Below are 19,626 nucleotides of genomic sequence, written 5' to 3'. Positions count from 1 at the left end.
GTTATTTGGTCTTAGTGACTGTGATTGTGTCCATCACCGTGATCATGATCGTGTCCCTCTGTTTCAGAGCACAATCCAACGATTTGATGGAACACATCGTGCAGCGCAGAAAGCGATTTGGTAATCTTTTCGTCGCTGGCTCCGTCTTTGATCGACTTTTGCAGTTTTTCGCTGTTTGTTACCAATTTAGCAACTGCTTTCTTCACTTTTTTGTTATCAAAATCAGCGGGGATTTTAGAAGCCTGCAAAGCCTTCGCTTTTTCTACCATTTCACCGATTCGTGTTTTGATCGGCTCCAGGTTTCCTTCTTCACTCGGGTGGAAAGTCTGAGACATAACTTTGTGAAAATCCTTCAATTCGTTCCAGTCCTGAAGTTTACTTTGTGCACTGGCCTGGTTCATCAAAGCTGAGATTCCAAAACCTACTAATAGTAATAAAGCGATTTTTTTCATGAATTGTTTTTTAGTGCGGTAAATTTAGGGAGATTTTCAGTCAGTAGCGATTATTTAAAACAAAATTAACCGAAAATAAAGGATCAGGTCTTGTATAGAGTGTCTATTTTTTAGTTGTTCAATAGTTCAATAGTTCAATTTTGAATTGAAACGCTTTCAACTTTTTCAACCTTCTTCGGTTCTCTTAAGTACAAAAAAAACACCCTTCCTGCGAAGAGTGCTTCCCAATCGATCCAAATCGTTTTTTATCGTTTGATTAATTTGCTGTATCGCTCGCCGTTTGCCGTGTTTCTGATCTGCAGAATGTAGGTTCCGGAAGCGTAATCTTTCAAATCGAGTGTTGCCGAATGGTTGAAATCCTGTGAAAGAACAAAACGTCCTCTGCTGTCCAGGAGAACTAATTCGTAGCTTCCCTGACCTTGTTCCATTTCGATAGTCACATAGCTGCTGGTAGGATTCGGATAAACAGAGATGGTATTTGTCTGCTGGTTTTCCGTAATTCCCGCAGTGAAATTCGTATCGTGGTTAATGGATCCGGTTCTGTTGCAAATCCAGTTGTTCGGGTCGATGCTGGTCACGTTCACATAATTGGCCGCATTCGGAATGATGTATTGGTTTTGAGCGCTTGTGATCTGGAAACGGATGGTAGTGTCTGCTACCCCGCTGCGGTCGAATAACAATTCCAGGTCGTTGGTGAAGAGCGGAGTAACGGATGGTTTGGAAGTTGTCTGCTTAATTTCAAGTAACAAATCACTTCCTACCAGGTTCCAGCGCACCGAATAAGTCGGGTAACCTTCTCCGAAATACCATTCTTCCGTGAAATTGGAAAAATCCTTTCCGCTTTCATTTTCGAAGATGGCGATGAGATCCGTTCCCGAAGCAACCGAATCAGCATAGGTCAATTGAGCTTGTTTCATCGCATCGTAAAAGACCTGGTCATCTCCGACTAAAAAACGCAGGGTATGCAGGATTGCCGCACCTTTATCGTAAACCAGTCGGCTGGAAAAAATGCTTGCATCGCTCAATGAATCGAGCACCCATACAGATCCCCCTGTTTGCTGCATAATGTTCGAATGTCTGTCGAGCATATCCTGTTGCTGCTGACCTGGGTACAACGCTTCCAGCATCAGGTATTCGGAATAGGATGCAAACCCTTCGTTCACCCAGATATCTGCCCAGGAAGAACACGTAATGTGATCCCCGAACCACTGATGTGCCAATTCATGCGCAGTCAGTGTCGGGTCAAAAAAGCCCTGAGTGGTCATTGTCTGGTGTTCCATTCCACCGGAAATCGGAGCCATGCAGTGTCCGTATTTCTCATCCGCAAACGGATAAGGACCGTAGAGTTGTGCAAACAATTCGAGAAAATCAGCCGTTTCATCCAAATCACTTTGGAAATTGGGCAGCGTAGCCGGGTTATCGTAAATGTAATTTTGGATCAATACCGGACCGGAACCGACCGGGTTTGCAGTTACGTTGTATTCGACATATTTTGCCACGGCCACAGAAATCAGGTAATAATCGATCGGGTGACGGTGTTTCCACTCGAAGCGGTGTGTTCCGTTTCCTAAGTCGACAACTTGTTGTAGTAATCCATTCGAACCAGCTTTACAGTTGGAAGGAACCGTGATCCAAACAGCACAGCTATCCGCTTTGTCTTTCAGCGATTGTTTCACCGGAAACCATTCATAAGCCGCAAACGGTTCGGACAAAGACCAGGTCACCTGGTTTCCCCAGGAAGGAGACGAAGCATTGGTCATTCCGCCTCCGCCCAACGGATTGGTTGTTGCAGTTGGAGGAGTTCCGCTGTAATCGACATGAATTACGAAGCTTTCGCCTGCAAGTTTGTTCACCGGAACTTTCAAGGCGCTGTTCTGGCGGCTGTAAGTTACGGGAGTACCGTCTACTTCAATCCCTGAAATGGTGAAGGTATGGAAGAACTCCAGCAAAGCAGAATCCAGATCAACCCGCGCTGTAGCATGAATTTCAGTCGATCCCGAAAGTGCCGTTGACGTATTGGTCATGTTCAGATCCAGGAAGTAATAATGGACATCGTATGCTTCTGTTTCTGCAATTTGTGCTACCGTGAAGGTATTGCTTTTAAGCTGCATATTCGCATGTCTTTTCACAGTCGAACAGGTTCCTTTGGAATCCTGTGCAAAATAAGAAAGTGGAAGGATGAGGAGAGAGAGGAGAATGTTTTTTTTCATAGTTCAGTTTTACGCTTCCGAATTTAAGTAAGTTTTATCAGAAATAAGAAGAAACCGTAAATTCAAGTAGTCAAGTAGCTGATTTATTTAGTGTAAGGCGCATTCTGGACAATTGTCAGGTGCTTCGAAGGCGAATCAAATGAGTGAAAAAAAATATTCCTTACCTTCACATGAATTGGCAGTAATTCCGTACTCATGAAAGTTGTTTTGAAAAAGACCGGCTTTTTGCTGAAATACCAGGTATTGGTATGGGCTTCCTTTTTCAGTCAGAGTGCGGTTTATGCAGGTTCGGTTGCTCAAGATCCTCCTGTTCAGACATTGATCCGGAAAGCGACTGAAATGGAAGATTCCGACATCAACGAAAGCATCCGCTTGCTGGAACTGGCCAACCGTTCGGAAGAAACCCGGAAAAACGAACATACCAAATACGAAGTACTGAACCGGCTGGGCTGGTATGAACTTCAGAGCGGACACCTGAAATCAGCGATCGATTTTGCCTACCAGGCACTTAGTATTGCCGAAAGACTGGATGATGCGAAGAAGATCGGGGAATCCGAGTACCAGCTCGGGTATATTTTTAAGGAGCTGAAGGTGCATCTGAAAGCGGCGAATCATTTCGAACGATCCATGGTTGAATTCCGGAAAGTGAAGGAAACGCATGCCTATCTGCGAAGTAAAAGCTTTGTCGCACATTGTTTGACGGATTACGGGCAGGAAGAAAAAAATGTTTGGTACCTCGACAGAGCCCTGCAAATTTACAAAGCCGTGCTCCTGGAGGCAAAAACGAAGAAGCAGGAAAAATATGTGCTGGCTTCAAATAACAATCTATCGAACCTCTACCTGATTTATTACCAGGTGCGCAAGGGGAAATCGGATTTGGAAACAAGCCGGGATTATGCACGGAAAGTGATTTCAAATTCCCTGTTGATGGGAGACACGGTAAGCTACGCAATCGGTTTGGCCAATTACGGGGAAGCCTACGGCTTGGAAGAAAAGGTAGACAGTCTGAAAAAATACACGGAACGGGCATTGGGGCTCTACGCCAAAATGAAGCTGCCGGATTACGTTTACAGTGTACTGCGTCTGCAAATCCGGACATATCTCAAAAAAGGAATGCTTCCCGAAGCAGAATCCGCTTTGAAGAATTACGAAAAGTACATCCGGCAATTCCAGTTTTTAAGGGAATACAAAAGCTACTATGAATATTATTCAGAGCTGGAAAGTAAACGGGGAAATTATAAGGAAGCATACGAATATCGGTTGCTGTACAACCAAAAATACGAGGAATACAGTGCGGAAGAAAACGCGAAGGAACTGGTCAGGCTCCAGTTTCTTTACGACCTGAACAAGAAAAACGAAGAAATTGCCATCCTCAACCGGAATAAAAAACTGCAGACTGATAACACCAACAACCAGATAACAATCCGGAACCTGTTGATCGGAAGCATTGCTTTGCTCGTGATGCTCCTGGTTTTTATCTATGTGCGCTACAAAGACCGTGTTTCGTCGAACCGTTTGATTTTGTCGAAGAACAAAGAATTGGAACGCTTGTCGATCGTGGCAAGTAATACCAATAATGGCATCACCATTACGAATCCGCAGGGAGTGATTTCGTGGGTCAACGAAGGGTTTGTGCGGCTCTATGGTTGGAGTTCGGCAGAAGAATTCTTGTTGGCCAAAGGAACAAGTATTTACGATGTCAGCGGACTGACACGCGCCGAAATTTCTTCCTTTATTGAAAAGGCGATTGAAACCCGGGAATCCATCATTTTCCAGGCGTTCAAGGAGCTGAAAAACCAGGAACAGAAATACATTCAAACATCACTCACCCCGGTTTTTGACGATCAGGGTGATTTGAAATTCCTCGTTTTTGTCGACACGGATATCACCGATTTGCTGGAAGCGCGGGAAGTAGCGATCAGGGAGAAGCGAAAGGCGGAAAACGCACTTAAAACCCAGGAGTTGTTCCTGGCAAATGTGAGTCACGAAATCCGTACGCCGATGAATGGAATTATCGGGCTTACCCGGCAGTTGAACGATGAAAAATTGTCCAAAAGTCAGCAGGAAACCCTGCACACATTGAATGTTTCGGCAAACGGTTTGCTTCACGTGGTAAATGACCTGCTGGATGTGTCAAAAATCCGCGCCGGGAAAATGTCGTTTGAATACGTCCGTTTTTCATTAAAAGATTTCCTTTCGGATTTTACTGCTTCGATGATGTACCGGGCAGATGAGAAAAACCTGAAGCTGTATTTGGAACCTCAGCATGACTTACCGGATTATGTGATCGGAGATCCTGCCCGTTTGAACCAGATTCTCCTGAACATTGTCGGGAATGCGATCAAATTTACCATTGATGGAAGCATTACAGTGCGGGTATTCTCTCTTTCGCGCAAAAAAAGCATGGAACGACTGGGGTTCGAAATCCAGGATACGGGAATCGGGATTCCGGAGAACAAACAGGAATTCGTTTTTGAGAACTTTACCCAGCTCGAAGACCACCGCACGAGAACCACTTCCGGAACCGGGCTGGGATTGGGAATCGCCAAATCACTTGTTGAAGCGATGGGAGGAAATATTTCATTGTCCAGTAAGGAAGGTTTCGGGACAACCGTGTCGTTCGAACTGGATTTTGAACTGCACACCCTGCGTGTGGAACCCGCAAAAAACGAACGGGAAGATATTGTACTGATCAAAGACCTCAGTGGACTGCGCGTGCTATTGGTCGAAGACAATACGATCAACCAGCGTGTGATTCAATACGATCTGAATAAGTGGAATGCAGAGGTCACAGTTGTCAGCAATGCGCTGGATGCGATTTCCATTCTGAAAGACCACGCTTTTGATGTGATCCTGATGGATTACTATATGCCGCGGATGGATGGAATGGAGGCAACGCGCTTCATCCGTGCCAAATTCCCTGAACCCACCTGTTCCATACCAATTATCGCCATTACCGCTTCTGCCATGGTAGGAGATCAGAACAAATTTATCCATGCGGGCATGAATGATTACATTTCGAAGCCATTCAATCCGGAAAAATTGTATCAGTTACTGATTAAGTGGGGATATCAGAACAACCTGGTTTTTTCAGAAACCAAACAGGACGAGGATCGGGGAGAAGGCTTGCTGGATTTGAGTTTGCTCGAAGAACGGGCAGAGGGAAGTGAAGAATATCTTGCCGAAATGTACCATGCTTACCTGGAAATGATGCCGGAATATTCCCTGGATCTCATTCACTTTTTTGAAGACGAAGACTGGTCGGGGCTGCGCAGACAGGCACATCAAATCCTGAGTCCGGCACGTTTATTCGGTATGAATGCAACAGCTGAACTGCTCCTGAAACTGGAAAAGGACGAACAGTTAAGCAAAGAAGAAATCAAGAAACTTGTTTCCCAAATCGTAGATCAAATCCAGATTTGCGGCAAACAAATCCGTGATGAACTCAGACGTATCGAAATAAGAAATCGTTGAAACACGAAATCAATTTCCTCCTGCGGGATTCAGGTTTGATTCAAACAACTCCAAAATTCTCCTGTATTCATCTACCCAAGCTGGCGTGAATGAAAATCCGTGTGCTTCGGTCGGGTAAACGCTCAGTTGGAACGTTGTCTTTCCCAATTCGATGAAACGCTGGTTCAAACGTACAATGTCCTGGAACTGTACATTGTCATCAACCATTCCATGCAGCATCAGCAAAGGCTTCTTTAGATTTTCAGCGAAATAGATCGGGCTGCTGCGTTTGTATGCTTTCGGATCGGAAGACGGATAGTTCAGAATGTTACTCGTGTATTCGTGGTTGTAGTGTGCCCAGTCTGTAACGGCTCTCAGAGCTGCCCCGCAATGAAAGGCATCAGGTGTTTTAAGTAAACCCATCAGGGTAATAAAACCGCCGTAGCTTCCGCCGTAAATTCCCACTCTGTCAGAGTCTATTCCGAGGTTCAGAACCAGGAAGTTTTTTGTGTCGATGTAATCTTTCAGATCCCGGTTCCCCATGTCGCGGTAAATGTCGGTTCTCCAGTTCCGGCCGTAACCTTCGCTGGCCCTGTAATCAACATCCAGGATCGTATAGCCTTTCTCAGCCAGCAGTTGGTGGAACAGCATTTCACGTTGGTAGTAACTCCAGTAGTAATGTGCGTTTTGCAGGTAGCCCGCTCCATGTACGAACAATACGGCCGCACCGTTCGGTTTTTCAGGTGTGTAGATCCGCGAATAAATCATCTTTCCGTCAGAAGAAGGAATCTGAATCACTTCCGGGATTTGAAGCTTGAGCTTACTGAATTCCGGGAGAACACTGTTTGTTACCGGAATGAGTTTCTGGTTCGGAAGGTTCGGAGCAATACACAGTTCCCACGGCCTGGTCGAAGTGGAGTAGCGCACTGCCCAGGTTTTTTCGTCGGGAGAAAGTGTCCATTCGATCCCGAAAAATCCTTCGAAAATGGGAATGATCTGCCCGGACTTCAGATCCAGTTTGTAGCCGTTCCGTACTCCCGGATGAATCTTGTTGGCAATGAAATAGATCGACTGCTTGTCACGCGACAGAAAGCATTCATGTACTTCCCAATTTCCGCTGGTGAGTCCTTTTTTGATAGTTGACCCGATAGTCATCTCGTAGATGTGAGAATAACCGCTGGTTTCGCTTTGGAAGAAAAACCGATCCGCATTGATCCAGGCAAGTGTTCCTTCAGCTTCGTTCCATTCGGAAATTCCGGGGCCTCCGATCCATGCTTCATCGTGTTGGTGATCTTGTTCGGTAAGCGTTCCTGTTTGTAAATCCAGTAAACAGACCCAGCGATCCTTGTTATCGAAAGAGCGGATATCGACCAAAGCGGTTTGTTTCTCCGGGTTCATCACCGCCTGATGGAAACAAATTGACCGGTCTTCCGGGTACAAACCGGTAGAACCGTATTCAGCGAGGTAAGCCGGTTTTTTACGGATTTCACTCAGGGAAGAAGCCGTTACAAAGTAAACGCTGTCTTTTTGGATATCAAAAACGCCCATGCGGGTGCTGGGTTCCCGTTCGCTTACTTTCGGGCGAGCCTGACGGGGTTGTGTAAAACCATCCTGTGTGATGTATGCTTCGTATTGCGTATTAGGAGTTTCAGAATCTGCTGTGAGGACAAACGTGATAAAACGTCCGTTGCTGCTCACCGAAATCCGTGAAAGGTATTCGTTTTTGAAATAGTAGATGCCTTTGGGAAGTTTTCGGTCGGGTTGTTTTTGATTCCATTCCCGTTTTTCATTCTGCTTGCGGATGTAGGAAAATAATTCCTCCTGTTGCCGTGAAAGAAAACTCGAATCTTTCTTTTCCGGTCCCCGGCTTCCCTGGATGAAATTGGTGACTTGTACGATGCTTCCGTTTTGCTCGTTGTATGCAAAGATGTTGGAGCGCAGCAGGAAACAAATCGTCCCCGGTTTTTGCAAATAAAAGATTTCTTCCACCGGATCGGTCCCGGAATAAATAAGTGTTTTCTCTTTGGATTTGGAATGATAGCGGAACAGGTTTCCGTCTTCAATAAAATAATGAACAGTTCCCGGCTGTAACTGCCTGTTCACCGTCGAAGTCCAGGAATACTGTCCGTTCTGTACCGGAACTTTCACCGTTTTTTTCTGGGGTAAACGATAGGCGTAGGGACTTCTTCCGGGATTCAGATCCGGGTTCCAGTCAAAAACCACCGATTCATTGTCGATTGCCCAGCGGATATTTTGCGGGAAAAATCCGGTAAATTCTTCGCCCTTCATGATCTCTTCCAGGTGGATTTCCTGTGAAAATCCGACAGAAACGGAAAGGAGCAGGGTCGTGAAAGAGAGAAACAGTTTAAGATACATAATGCGGATGTTTTCGGTATTTTTTTTCAAAATCTCGGGCCATTGCCTTCATGGAAGCTTTCGGATGGGTAGCAATGACTTCAAAGACCGTTTTCAATTCCCGGATGAGTTCCGGGTAAGGTATCAGGTAATGTTTTTCGAGCATGCGCAAAGCATGGTATTTCAACGCAGGAAGTGCCTGTGGATCGTGCAGGAAATGAAAGAGTTTATCCAGCAATTCCCCGTTTTCGAAACACGGAAAAGGAGCATAAACCAAGGTATTGCAGAGATTGCGCTGTACGGAATGATTACTTGTAGTGATCAGTGTATGAACCATTAGCTCATAAAGTTCCCGGGTCATGAGTTCCGGGTGTTTTTCAAAGAAATGACAGGCAATCCAGGAAGCATATTCCGGGAAAGGGTATTCCGATGAAGCAATTTCAGCAAAAAGGATGCTTCGGAATACTTCATCTGTCGCCAAAAGTGCTGTTGCCGATTTAAAATCCCGCTGTTTTTTGAATTCAGTTAAATACGCTTGTGCTTCATTCATACTTAGACAAAATGAAAAGTGAAAAGGGTGAAGAGATAAATTCTCCAGGATGTCATGTTGGATTTTGTGAGGAACGAAACAAGTATCGAGACGGACATCTGGTAATTAAAAATTAAAAAATAAAAATTGAGAATGGACAATAGACAATGAACAATAGACAATGAACAATAGACAATAGATAAGATTTTTTATTTGAACTATTTCTCTTTCAATCTCAAAAAAACAGGTAAGTGATCGGAATAACCGCCCTGGTAATAGTCGCCGCCATAGCTCGAATTCGGTTTTTGATTCCCATCTGCAAACGTATGCAGCAATTTGGGGTTCCGGACAATGAATGCATTGTTTTGGTCTACTTCCAGTCCGGATTGTCCCTGGAGCAATCCCTGGGAAACAATCAGTTGGTCGAATACATCCCACTGGCGTTCGTGCACAACTGTTCCGGCTCCTTTTTTCTGTTCTTCAATTAACAAATTGACGAGATCTCCGCTTTTTTGTTCGTGTTGTCCTTTGGCACGCAGAATTTGGTGAATACTCGGATCTTCGGGAGTGTCGTTGAAATCTCCCATCACGATGATATTGGCATCCTGGTTGAAATGCAGAATTTCGTCGATCTCTGCACGGAGCAACTGAGCGGCTGCATGCCGGCGGTTTTCAGATTCTTTGATACCTTCTCTCCTCGACGGCCAGTGGTTGACAAAGAAATGAATTTCCCGACCGCAAAGAAGTGCTTTGATATGCAGGATATCGCGCGTTCTGAAATGTGGTTCGTCTTCCACACGCACGATCAGTTTGGTTTCCAATACCGTTTCCAGGAAACGACGGTCGTAAACAAACACACAGTCAATCCCGCGCCGGTCTTCCGAATCGAAATGCACGATCTCATATGGAACGGATTGCAATTGATTGGTACGGATGAGGTCTTCTACGACAAAGCGGTTTTCAATTTCCGCCATCCCGAAAGCCAGTGGTGTGGAACCGTTGGCAAGCAGCAATGCTTCGGAAAGCCGTTCGAGTTTTTCACGGTAGCGTTCATCGTCCCAGGCTTTATCGCCTTCAGGCGTGAATTCCTCGTTTCCCTGCAATTCCGGATCGTCTACGGTATCAAAGAGGTTCTCAACGTTGTAAAAAACAACCGGATGTTTACTGAAGCTGTCTGACATGTATTTGTTTTGAATCAAATATACGTAAATGCGTTCCGAAACGAACTGCGGAAACAAAAAAGCCGGGATTTTTCGTCCCGGCTAAACTTCAGTATGTGTGCCCGATTATGGCGTGATGTAAAAACGTCTGGATTGCTTGGTCGTTTTCCCCGTATCGTCCGTTGCTTCCACGTGGAGGTAAAATTCGCCCGTTATGTTCGGTAAAGAAGTAATGACTTTGATCGTTTGTTTTTTCTCTTTCTTTTTGAGCGTTGTGGTTCCATAATCGGTGAAATCCGGATCCGGAACGCCGTTTTCATCCCCGAAATAATAACGGTGTGAAATGATTCCCCGGTCATCAGTCAATTCTGCGTGAACAGTATATTGCTGGTTGACCTGATAGTAAGAATCAGCCGTAGGAGTGAGGATGTTAATGGTTGGGTACTTTTTGTCTTTACAGGAACTGATTCCGAAAGCAACAAAAGTGATTAGTAAAAGTTGAAAACAAGTTTTCATAGAGCATGAAGGCGTTATGTAAGTAATTCGCGTGCAAAATAAATCAAATAATTTTATTCCAACTCGTTTACTTTCTTGTAACGGTATGCGGTTCCAAATCCGTCATTGCAATACGCCCTGTCGTTCCCGCTGATGAGTCCTTTTTTCCTCAAATCAGCGAGCAGGAGTGTATTCAGACGGATGTATGGCTGGATCAAAACCCGGTTCTCTCCTCCGAATTCTTGTGAAAAATGGCGTTGAAACCCTCGTTTTAGTTTCGGGTTGGGCAATACCTTTTCGCAGATGGCCGGTAGACTGTAAAAAACAGTCAGGTACTGAGATGTTGGTTCCACGGACTTCATCAGCATGTGGTATAGGAGTTCGGTCGAGTCTTTGCCTTTGGAGTAGATGCGATCGTTCATTCCCAGGTGATCCAAATCATTCAAATTAAATGTGTAGTCCATTTGTTGATCTGCTACGTCGCGCACAAAAACAAGAAAGAAGTGGCCATGAGGACTGTTTGCTTCCAGCGTCACTTCAACCCAACCCGCGGGAAGAATTTTATTTCCGGAAGTAGAAAGCCGGATTGTTTCTCCCGCAATGTCATACCCGGAAAACGGCTTCAGGAATGTTTTTTTGACGTAAACGATTTCTTGGTCTGTATCTACCGGAAGTTTTTTCGGTTCCTGGTTTTTACACGAAAACAGGAAGATCAGTAAAAAACTAAGATACAGGCTGAGGGGCTTGTTGTTCATGTGATTTGAATGTGATGGTTTAATGTCTTTTTTGCCGTGTTTTTTTTACGAGGAACAGAATTCCGAAGTCGAGTAGGAAGAAAATAGCGAATGAGATTAGTTGGAGCATCAATCCTACAAAATTCACCGGGTGTCCGTCATTGAAAAATACTCCCCAAAGAACGTAACTGATCCATACTGCGCCGGCCAGGGTGCAAGCTATAACAGCAATTCTACGTGGTTTAGTGAGCAGAAAGCAGGAAAAAGCATAAGCAATGAATCCGCCGGCGCTGATAATTTTCAGGGTGTTGCCATAAGGCCAATGCATGTGCCGGAACAAATACCCGATTGCAAAAAATACTCCCCAGATTAAAGCAACCCACCACAGAAAGCGGATTGGTTTTGCCGGTTTCGGGCTCATTTCGTCTAAAAGGTCGTTCATAATATTGTTGATGGTATTAGTTGGTATTTTCCTGCCCGAATTGCAGCAGGTAGCCGTTGTTGTCATAAATGGCAAATTCGCGCATTTCCCAGGGAAAGTCTTCCGGTGCGTAGCAGACAGAAACGCGGTCTTTCAGGTGATTCCAGGCTTCGTCAACGTTGGGAACACGAAAATAGAAAGAACCGGTGAATTTCGCATTTTCAAAAGGTTCGTGTTCGTTAGGTTTTGCCAGCATAAGAGTAATATCTCCGGCAGATAAGGATGCCCAGCCCCAGTCGTCATTTTTTTCATTGCAGGTAAATCCCAGTACATTGCAGTAAAACGCAGTGGTTTCTTCCAGTTGGTTCGTTCGAAGGACGGGAGTGAGCTGTGTGGGATGAATCGTCATGTGTTTTTCCATTTTTTGTAAAGTAACCAAATCTGATCAAGAGTTTGAACGTTCAATAGTTCAAAAGGTTCAATTTAAACTCTTTCGATTTTTGTTCTTTTGATGATTTAAATTTTCGCACAAGGCTTGGTTCGGTTAATGCTGTTTTTTCTGATAGTAACGCATTACCGGTTTCCCGAAGATCAAAAAGAAAAACAAAACGGCTGCAGCTCCCAGGAAAATGCCGTGATCAAGGATTGTTTGAATGCCGTGGCTCAAGTGAAACAACACCAGGCAGAGTGCAAATTGTGCAAGGGCGTAGAGGATATTTCCTTTGGGACTGAATCCGAACATACCTAAGAAGCGGATGTTGGCAATTCCGAAAATAAAGTGGGGCATAGCGTTCATCAGCAGGCCGCCGCAGATAAAATCAAGGATATTCATAACTGCGAGTTGATTTTTGCCCGAAGTTACGAAAATTCAGATAGGATAAAACATCCGCTGTGATGTGATGCGTGGTAGATGTTTGAACTATACAAAAAGTAGTAATATACTTTTCTATATCGATATACTTTGGTATACTTGTACCCGGATAATTAATCACGCGGAGTTCCGAATGCCTGGTTTTAGTCAATTCGAGTCCCGGAGGGATATCGAGAATGACTAACAGTGTATGTGGAACTCCGAAAAGAAGTTTTCAATTTCCAGTTGTTCTCAATACACCTTGTTACACTGCGGTACTCGAACTGACTGGAAAGAAGCATTGAAAAATAATTTGTAATCAGGAAAGGATGGAATACAAAATCAGCTTGGAAGAAGCAAAAGCCTGCCCGACCCAGTTTGTTCTGGCAATTAACGACACGTTGAACGTCATTTCCGGGAAATGGAAAATGCCCATTATTGCCACCCTGTTTTTCGGCAAGAAACGCTTTACAGAAGTGCAGCGCAATATCCCGAAGATCACGCCGCGGATGCTTTCCAAAGAGTTGAAAGAGCTGGAATTGAATGGCATTGTCAAGCGGACGGTTTACGATTCCATTCCGGTAGTGGTGGAATATGAATTAACGGATTCCGGCAGACTGCTCAGCGATGTGATGGACAGCATGATTCATTGGGGAGTGAACCACCGCAAAGGAATTATCCGCGAAAATACCGCTGAAAAGATTGCCGGTTAACGCGGTGAATCGGTGTTTGTGGGACTGGTAAACAAAATCCATTCGGACGCTTTTGGGGCTTCATTTCCACAGAAATCCAGGAGTTTGAATTGAACGCGGTATGCCTGCCCTTCTATAAATGTAAAAGCTCCCGAACACATGTTGTGACCGATTGAAACGCACTTGTTGCCGCAGACGACCAGGTAGGTGGTACTTGAGTCGCTATCCGCACTTTTAACGCTTGTCCGCATCAGTAATAAATCCGAATTATCAGAGTCATCCGAATCATCTGACACATTGAATGAAAATGTCACATCTACTGCAGGGCCGCATCCAAGAGAAATAAATGACTTCTCTTTTTCTTTGGGGGCGGAGGTAAAAGCAGGAATACGATGATCTTCTTTCCCGCTGGCAATGTACGTAATGGCTTCTCTCTTCCTGGTTTTTATGTTGTAGCGATACATTCCTTCCTGGTCTGGTAAGTTGTCGATCACCAAAGTGTATTCTTTTCCTTCCGTTAAGAACTTTTCCGGCTTGAGGAGCGCTTGTGTCAGGAAGAATTGCCCGGTATGGGTTTCCTGTACAATCAGCCGGATGGTTTCATCACCGGATTTCAGGTAAATAGGAAATTCGGTGTTCAATCCCTTGATGATATGCTGGCTGTGGGCATAACCTTCCAGCAGGAACAAATTGTTGGTTCGGACTTCCTTTTGATCCGGAAAGGCATATAAACCCGACCCTGCGCAATCTGCAAAACTGGTGCTTGCAAGCAGTGTGAAGGCAACAAGGAGTGGAAAAAGTAATTTCATGTTCGTGATGGTTTGGAACGTTGTAAAAGCCGTTTCTTGTGCTACTACATTCCCCGATCCGTTTCGTTCATTTTTCAGATACTGCAACAATACGTATTTTTAGAACATGAAACTGACGATTGCTCTTTTGTTTTTTCCGGTGTTCCTGTTTGCGCAATGGGATCAAAATCAAACACCAACTTACCCGGAACTGATTGAACTTTACAAAAAGCTGGACGCGGCACATCCCGAAATCCGGTTGTTTCAAATGGGAGCTTCTGATACCGAATACCCGATCTACCTGCTGGTGATCAACGGAGGTGCGGATTCCCTGCAGACCTTTGAAAAGGCACGTACCAACACAACAATCCTGATCAATAACGCCATTCATGCCGGAGAACCGGATGGAGTAAATGCGTGTTTGCTCTGGATTGACGAATGGATCAAAAAAGGAAAGAAAACAAGCGGATTACCAGTCATTGCAATTGTTCCGGCATACAATATCGGGGGAATGCTTAACCGTTCTGCGAGCAGCAGAGCCAACCAGGACGGACCTGCAGAATACGGTTTCAGGGGAAATGCACAAAACCTGGATTTGAACCGTGATTTCATCAAAATGGATTCCCGGAATGCCAAAACCTTTGCCAAAATCTATCACGCTCTTGATCCGGATGTGTTTGTAGATACGCACGTTTCAAACGGCGCGGATTACCAGTATACACTGACACTGATCCATTCGATGAAAGAGCGTACGGACCCTGGAATTCAGCGCCTGATGGATCAGAAATACATTCCTGCACTGACTGAAACGTTGAAGAAAAAAGGCTGGGACTGGTCTCCGTATGTGGAAACAAGAGAAGATACTCCTGAATCCGGTCTGGAGGCGTTCAACGACCTGCCGCGTTATGCGCAAGGCTACGGAACCTTGTTTCATGCTTTGAGCGTAACGATTGAAACCCATATGCTGAAACCGTTTCCACAGCGCGTTCGGGCAACAAAAGACTACCTGGATTTCCTGATCCGCTGGACGCATAGTGCTTCGCAAGGTTTGGAACATGCCCGCTCGGATGCATTCCGCAATGACCGACTGAAAAATTGGTATCCGGTCAACTATGAACTCACCACTCAAAGAGATTCTATCCTGTTCAAAGGCTTTGAACACGGCTACAAACCGAGTTTGGTGACAGGAGAGAAGCGCTTGTTTTATGACCGGACAAAGCCCTACAGCAAGTACATTCCGTATTACCACACGTTCACAGCCCGTGATTCGGTGCACATCCCGAAAGGATATTACATTTCTGCGGAGGCTGTTGAATTGATTGAACGTCTGAAACTGAATGGAATCAAAATGCAGGAAACAAGCAGTCGGGCAGACCAGGAAGTGTTTACGCAGCGGATTCAGCAATTCGAATCCGGTTCAAAACCGTATGAAGGACATTACCTGCACCGTTCGGTCGAAGTGCTGGAGCAAAAGGAAGTGGTTTCCATTCCGAAGGGAAGTGTGTGGATTCCGGCAGACCAGCCGAAGCGGAATTTCATTGTTTCGGTCCTCGAACCGAAAAGTGAAGACTCGTATTTTGCCTGGAACCTGATGGACAGCTACGTTCAGGAAAAGGAATACTTTTCGGCGTATGTTTTTGAAGATGCGGCGGCGCAATTACTCGAAACGGATTCGAAACTCAGGGAGTTGTTTGAGGCTAAAAAACGGGAAGATGCCACATTCGCTAAAAATCCGTCGGCTCAGTTGTTCTTCATTTACCAGCACAGCCCGAATTTTGAAAACCGGACTTTCAACCGTTTACCGGTTTTTAAAGTCTATTAATCAGCATTTCAAGCGTTGGAAGGTGATTGTCCCGGAAATGTCGCAAAAACGTTATAGCTAAAGACATGCTTTAGGCTATCTTTACGATCAATACAATGAAATAATGATGAAACGACTGATACTCTCCGGTCTCTTTGGGATGTTTGCGCTGATTTCGTCCGCGCAGGACACAACCTGGGTTCAAACTTATACATTTGATACCATTTCCACCCGAAGAGCCAATTTTGAATTTCCGGCAAGCCTTGATACCAAGCGCTTCGAAAAAGTGCTGATGTATTACAAGCTGAAGTGTTCTCCTTTGACAACCTGGGATCAATACAATTGCGGTGAGTGGGATTACCTGACTTATACGCGTATTTTCGATCACACGGGAGTATGGGATTCCGTGAGAGTAGATGGCCCGAAATTTAAAGTGAATACATTGGCTCCGGCATCGTATGCATATGCCAATCAGGTTTATTTTGACCAGCAGTACCGCCTGGTTGCAAGAAGAACAGCTCAAACATCCGATATGCATGCCGTATCAGGCATTGCTGCATCGGGAATCAACTGGGTGGAAACCGGATCGAACGGAGCTAAATTACAATGGATTGTTTCGGCTTCGGATTTGGCTTCCAACGGAATGGTTGCAGGAGATATCAACGCGTTGCAGCTGGCATTTTCCCAGGGAATTTCCGAATTGGAAAACGTCCGGATTCGGATCAAACACACTTCACTGAATGCATTGACAAGCTGGGAAACGACCGGTTTTACACAGGTTTTCAATGACGATGTGACGAATATTACCAATGGAGCAACGGTATTTCATTTCTCAGCACCGTTCAATTACAACGGAACAGATAACATCATTATCGAAGTGAGTTACGAAGATGCACACCAGGCAGTCGTGACGAGCGCGCTTGCGTCTCAAACCCTTGGAACGTCGAATGCACTTTTCTACGACAATGCCGGCGGATTGTTCCGGGCAACCGGTTCCAACTTTGCCAATGTCAACCTGAGCAATGTGGATTTGGGTGGAGATGTATCCGTGGCTTTCTGGACGAAAGGAAACGGCAGTTTCGGAAACAGCACATCGATCGTGGAAGCGTTTGATTCACTTGGAAACCGGATTTTTAATATTCACATGCCGTGGTCGGATAACATGCTTTATTTCGATGCGGGATCGGGTGGAGGTTATGACCGCATAACCAAAACGGTTACAGCTGCAGATATTGACAACGCGTGGCATCACTGGGCATTTGTGAAAAGAACTTCTACGGGAGAAATGTTTATCTACAAAGACGGCGCACTGTGGCATTCCGGAACAGGAAAAAACCGTCCGGTAGGAAAAATCACCCGCTTTATTTTGGGGGCTAACGCTTCTGAAGCTAATTTCTACAAAGGAGATATTGACGAATTCAGTATTTGGTCGGCGGCTATCAGTGCTGCGGATGTGGCTTCCTGGATGAACCGCAAGATTACACCTGCTCATCCGAATTATTCGAACCTGGAGCTTTACTATGATTTTGATGGGGAAAGAGCTTGCATCGACCGGTCGGTACACAATCGCCTGGCAATGGTTTCGGCCTCCAATACGGTTATCGCATCCGGTTCTGATTTCCTTCCAGGAACAGTTTCTTCGGCTGAAATTCCGGTGTTCTCACTAGATCAGGGAACGTACAATACCGTCACCACGGATTCGGTACTGACAGCTTTGTTTCCGGAAGTGTCCGTGAAATTCAACTACGTGGAAAGCGATAACAGCTTTATCGTTGCTTCCAACCAAAAAACATATACTGCCGGAACGATGGATATTCTGTCTTCTTCGGGAGCGGTGTTATCAGCTACGCCAAGTGCAGTGGATGCCACCGAATTGAATGATACCATTACGTATTACCAGGCACCGTTCGAACTGATCAACGATGTGGAAATCGGGCGTTACATTACACCGTATGGAATCGGTTTTGATCTCGGCCCGCAAGGTTTTACCTGGATTTATGACGTGACGGATTACCAGAAATACCTGCACGGAACAGTCGATCTGGCTGCACACAATACACAAGAATTACTCGACCTGAAATTTGCTTTTGTAGAGGGAATTCCGGCCAGAGACGTACACGATATTCAGCCGGTTTGGAATAACTGGACTTCTTATAACTATGCCGATATGGCAAATGATGTCGTATTGCAGGCCAAGCAGGTGGTACTTTCCGATACCTCTCAAAACTTCAAACTGAAAACACGACTTTCCGGTCACGGACAGGTTGGAAACGGAGCTTGTTGTGAATGGCAGGATAAACAGCACAAGATTATCATCGACGGAGTAGAGCGTTTTAGCTGGAGCATCTGGAGAGATGACTGCGGTAAAAACCCGAATATCGGTCAGGGTGGAACATGGCCGTATGCCCGCGAAGGCTGGTGTCCGGGCGACATGGTGGCGGAATACGACCACGAATTGTCTTCTTTTGTTCAGCCGGGAGATACGATTTCCGTTGATTACGATATCAGCGACGTTCCTGCAAACGATCCGGGACAGGCCGGAGGAAACTACATCACAGCGATCGATCTGGTGTCTTATTCGGCTCCGAACTTCCAGCACGACGCAGCGATCCTGGATATTTTGAATCCGAACAGTTATGAGTATTATCGTAAATGGAACCCGACGTGTACCAATCCGCGGGTGATTTTGCAAAATAACGGGGCTTTACCGCTCACGTCTTGTAAAATCCGCATCTGGGTGACTTACGGAAACTTCGTCGACTATGTGTGGAGCGGAAACCTCGGATTCCTGGAAAAGGAAATTGTGGAAATTCCGGTATCGGATCAGAACTTCTGGCTGGGAGCGAATCCAACAAATGGTTTTTATGCACGCGTTATTGAGATTGATGGATCATCTTCTGTAGACGAATACCCGAATAACAACGAGTTCAAAACGAAATACACTGCTCCGGATGTTATCAACGGGCCGTTCTTCATTTGGATGTATACCAATAATAAGGCGAATGAGAACAACTGGAAACTGGTTGACCAAAACGGAACGACTATTTTTGAACGCACGGCTCTGACCAACACCACGGATTACAAAGACACGTTTAACCTGGCTCCGGGATGTTATTCCATTATCCTTGAAGACAGCGATAACGACGGATTGGCATTCTGGTATTCTTCCCAGGTGGAAGGTGAAACAGCTGGTTCCTTCCGAATCCGCAAAGTAGGAGGTTCGATTGTGAAAACCTTCCCGGGGGACTTCGGTTCGTATTACCGTTACAATTTCTCCGTTGGTTTTGCTTTGGGACTGGAAGAAAATACCCTGGCGACAAATGAACTGATGGTTTTCCCGAATCCGTCTTCAGACAAAATCCGGGTGGAACTGGTTGGAAATGTAGGATCAAATGCCCGTGCTGAAATCATTGACATGAACGGACGAATCATCCGCTCCCAGCAAGTGAGCAGCAACAATCAGACTTACGGAGTCGATTTCCGGGTAGATGATCTGCAAAACGGATATTACCTCGTGCGCGTAAGCGGAGACAATGGTTCTGAAACAACACCGTTTGTGAAGCAATAAATGAAAACAAACGAAAAAGGAAACGCGGTTTGTCCATTGGATGAGCCGCGTTTTTTGTTGGAATTATCTTTAAACTTGTCTGAATACCTGGAAAACAAGTTGTCTTATTTCAATTTGT

The 19,626-nt window shown here is 45.2% G+C and carries 15 protein-coding genes; 4 read left to right on the top strand and 11 right to left on the bottom strand.

Going from position 1 to position 19,626, the window contains the following annotated elements; genetic code table 11:
* Positions 1-11: 11 nt before the first annotated feature.
* Both ABDV94_RS18520 and ABDV94_RS18515 read right to left on the bottom strand, forming a co-directional pair.
* Positions 12-452 carry a hypothetical protein gene (locus ABDV94_RS18520; RefSeq protein ID WP_343748710.1) on the bottom strand — a complete coding sequence of 147 codons (441 nt, stop codon included), beginning with the start codon at positions 450-452 and terminating at the stop codon, positions 12-14.
* Positions 453-697: 245 nt separating this feature from the next.
* A complete protein-coding gene (locus tag ABDV94_RS18515) occupies positions 698-2,662 on the bottom strand; it encodes a M1 family aminopeptidase (RefSeq protein ID WP_343748709.1) in 1,965 nt (654 codons plus the stop codon).
* Positions 2,663-2,857: 195 nt separating this feature from the next.
* Here ABDV94_RS18515 and ABDV94_RS18510 point away from each other — a divergent pair, with 195 nt between their 5' ends.
* Complete coding sequence (locus tag ABDV94_RS18510) at positions 2,858-6,136, top strand: ATP-binding protein (RefSeq protein ID WP_343748708.1); 3,279 nt, start codon at positions 2,858-2,860, stop codon at positions 6,134-6,136.
* A gap of 9 nt (positions 6,137-6,145) precedes the next feature.
* Here ABDV94_RS18510 and ABDV94_RS18505 read toward each other — a convergent pair whose 3' ends face one another.
* From ABDV94_RS18505 to ABDV94_RS18470, 8 genes are all read right to left on the bottom strand, one after another.
* On the bottom strand, positions 6,146-8,491 hold the full coding sequence (locus ABDV94_RS18505) for a prolyl oligopeptidase family serine peptidase (RefSeq protein WP_343748707.1): 2,346 nt from the start codon (positions 8,489-8,491) through the stop codon (positions 6,146-6,148).
* Entirely contained in the window at positions 8,481-9,020 is a 540-nt protein-coding gene (locus ABDV94_RS18500) for a hypothetical protein (RefSeq protein WP_343748706.1), read from the bottom strand. Before ABDV94_RS18500 ends, ABDV94_RS18505 begins: the two co-directional genes overlap by 11 nt.
* Positions 9,021-9,217: 197 nt before the next feature.
* The gene (locus ABDV94_RS18495) at positions 9,218-10,180 is read right to left on the bottom strand and encodes a hypothetical protein (RefSeq protein ID WP_343748705.1); all 963 of its coding nucleotides are present in this window, start codon (positions 10,178-10,180) and stop codon (positions 9,218-9,220) included.
* A gap of 105 nt (positions 10,181-10,285) precedes the next feature.
* Entirely contained in the window at positions 10,286-10,675 is a 390-nt protein-coding gene (locus tag ABDV94_RS18490) for a hypothetical protein (protein WP_343748704.1), read from the bottom strand.
* A 53-nt stretch (positions 10,676-10,728) separates the two neighbouring features.
* Positions 10,729-11,409 (bottom strand): hypothetical protein, encoded by a 681-nt coding sequence (locus tag ABDV94_RS18485; RefSeq protein ID WP_343748703.1) that lies wholly within the window; start codon positions 11,407-11,409, stop codon positions 10,729-10,731.
* 19 nt (positions 11,410-11,428) lie between these two features.
* Positions 11,429-11,830 (bottom strand): hypothetical protein, encoded by a 402-nt coding sequence (locus ABDV94_RS18480; protein ID WP_343748702.1) that lies wholly within the window; start codon positions 11,828-11,830, stop codon positions 11,429-11,431.
* 16 nt (positions 11,831-11,846) lie between these two features.
* Positions 11,847-12,230 carry a VOC family protein gene (locus tag ABDV94_RS18475; protein ID WP_343748701.1) on the bottom strand — a complete coding sequence of 128 codons (384 nt, stop codon included), beginning with the start codon at positions 12,228-12,230 and terminating at the stop codon, positions 11,847-11,849.
* 123 nt (positions 12,231-12,353) lie between these two features.
* Positions 12,354-12,641, bottom strand: coding sequence for a hypothetical protein (locus ABDV94_RS18470; RefSeq protein ID WP_343748700.1), 288 nt, complete (start codon positions 12,639-12,641; stop codon positions 12,354-12,356).
* Between the two features lie 347 nt (positions 12,642-12,988).
* On the opposite strand from ABDV94_RS18470, the gene ABDV94_RS18465 reads away from it, so the two are divergent.
* A complete protein-coding gene (locus ABDV94_RS18465; RefSeq protein WP_343748699.1) occupies positions 12,989-13,372 on the top strand; it encodes a helix-turn-helix domain-containing protein in 384 nt (127 codons plus the stop codon).
* On the opposite strand, the gene ABDV94_RS18460 is transcribed toward ABDV94_RS18465, so the two are convergent.
* On the bottom strand, positions 13,369-14,160 hold the full coding sequence (locus tag ABDV94_RS18460; protein WP_343748698.1) for a hypothetical protein: 792 nt from the start codon (positions 14,158-14,160) through the stop codon (positions 13,369-13,371). The two genes, ABDV94_RS18465 and ABDV94_RS18460, sit on opposite strands and share 4 nt — an antisense overlap.
* A gap of 106 nt (positions 14,161-14,266) precedes the next feature.
* Between ABDV94_RS18460 and ABDV94_RS18455 the strand changes: the two genes are divergently transcribed.
* Together ABDV94_RS18455 and ABDV94_RS18450 are read left to right on the top strand one after the other, a co-directional pair.
* Positions 14,267-15,961 (top strand): M14 family zinc carboxypeptidase, encoded by a 1,695-nt coding sequence (locus tag ABDV94_RS18455; RefSeq protein ID WP_343748697.1) that lies wholly within the window; start codon positions 14,267-14,269, stop codon positions 15,959-15,961.
* Between the two features lie 106 nt (positions 15,962-16,067).
* On the top strand, positions 16,068-19,508 hold the full coding sequence (locus ABDV94_RS18450; RefSeq protein ID WP_343748696.1) for a LamG-like jellyroll fold domain-containing protein: 3,441 nt from the start codon (positions 16,068-16,070) through the stop codon (positions 19,506-19,508).
* The last annotated feature ends 118 nt before the right edge of the window (positions 19,509-19,626 follow it).

Origin of the sequence: Fluviicola sp. (assembly GCF_039596355.1) — a bacterium.
In the GTDB taxonomy this organism is placed as follows: domain Bacteria; phylum Bacteroidota; class Bacteroidia; order Flavobacteriales_D; family Crocinitomicaceae; genus Fluviicola.
This window is presented reverse-complemented; position numbering and strand designations above follow the sequence as displayed.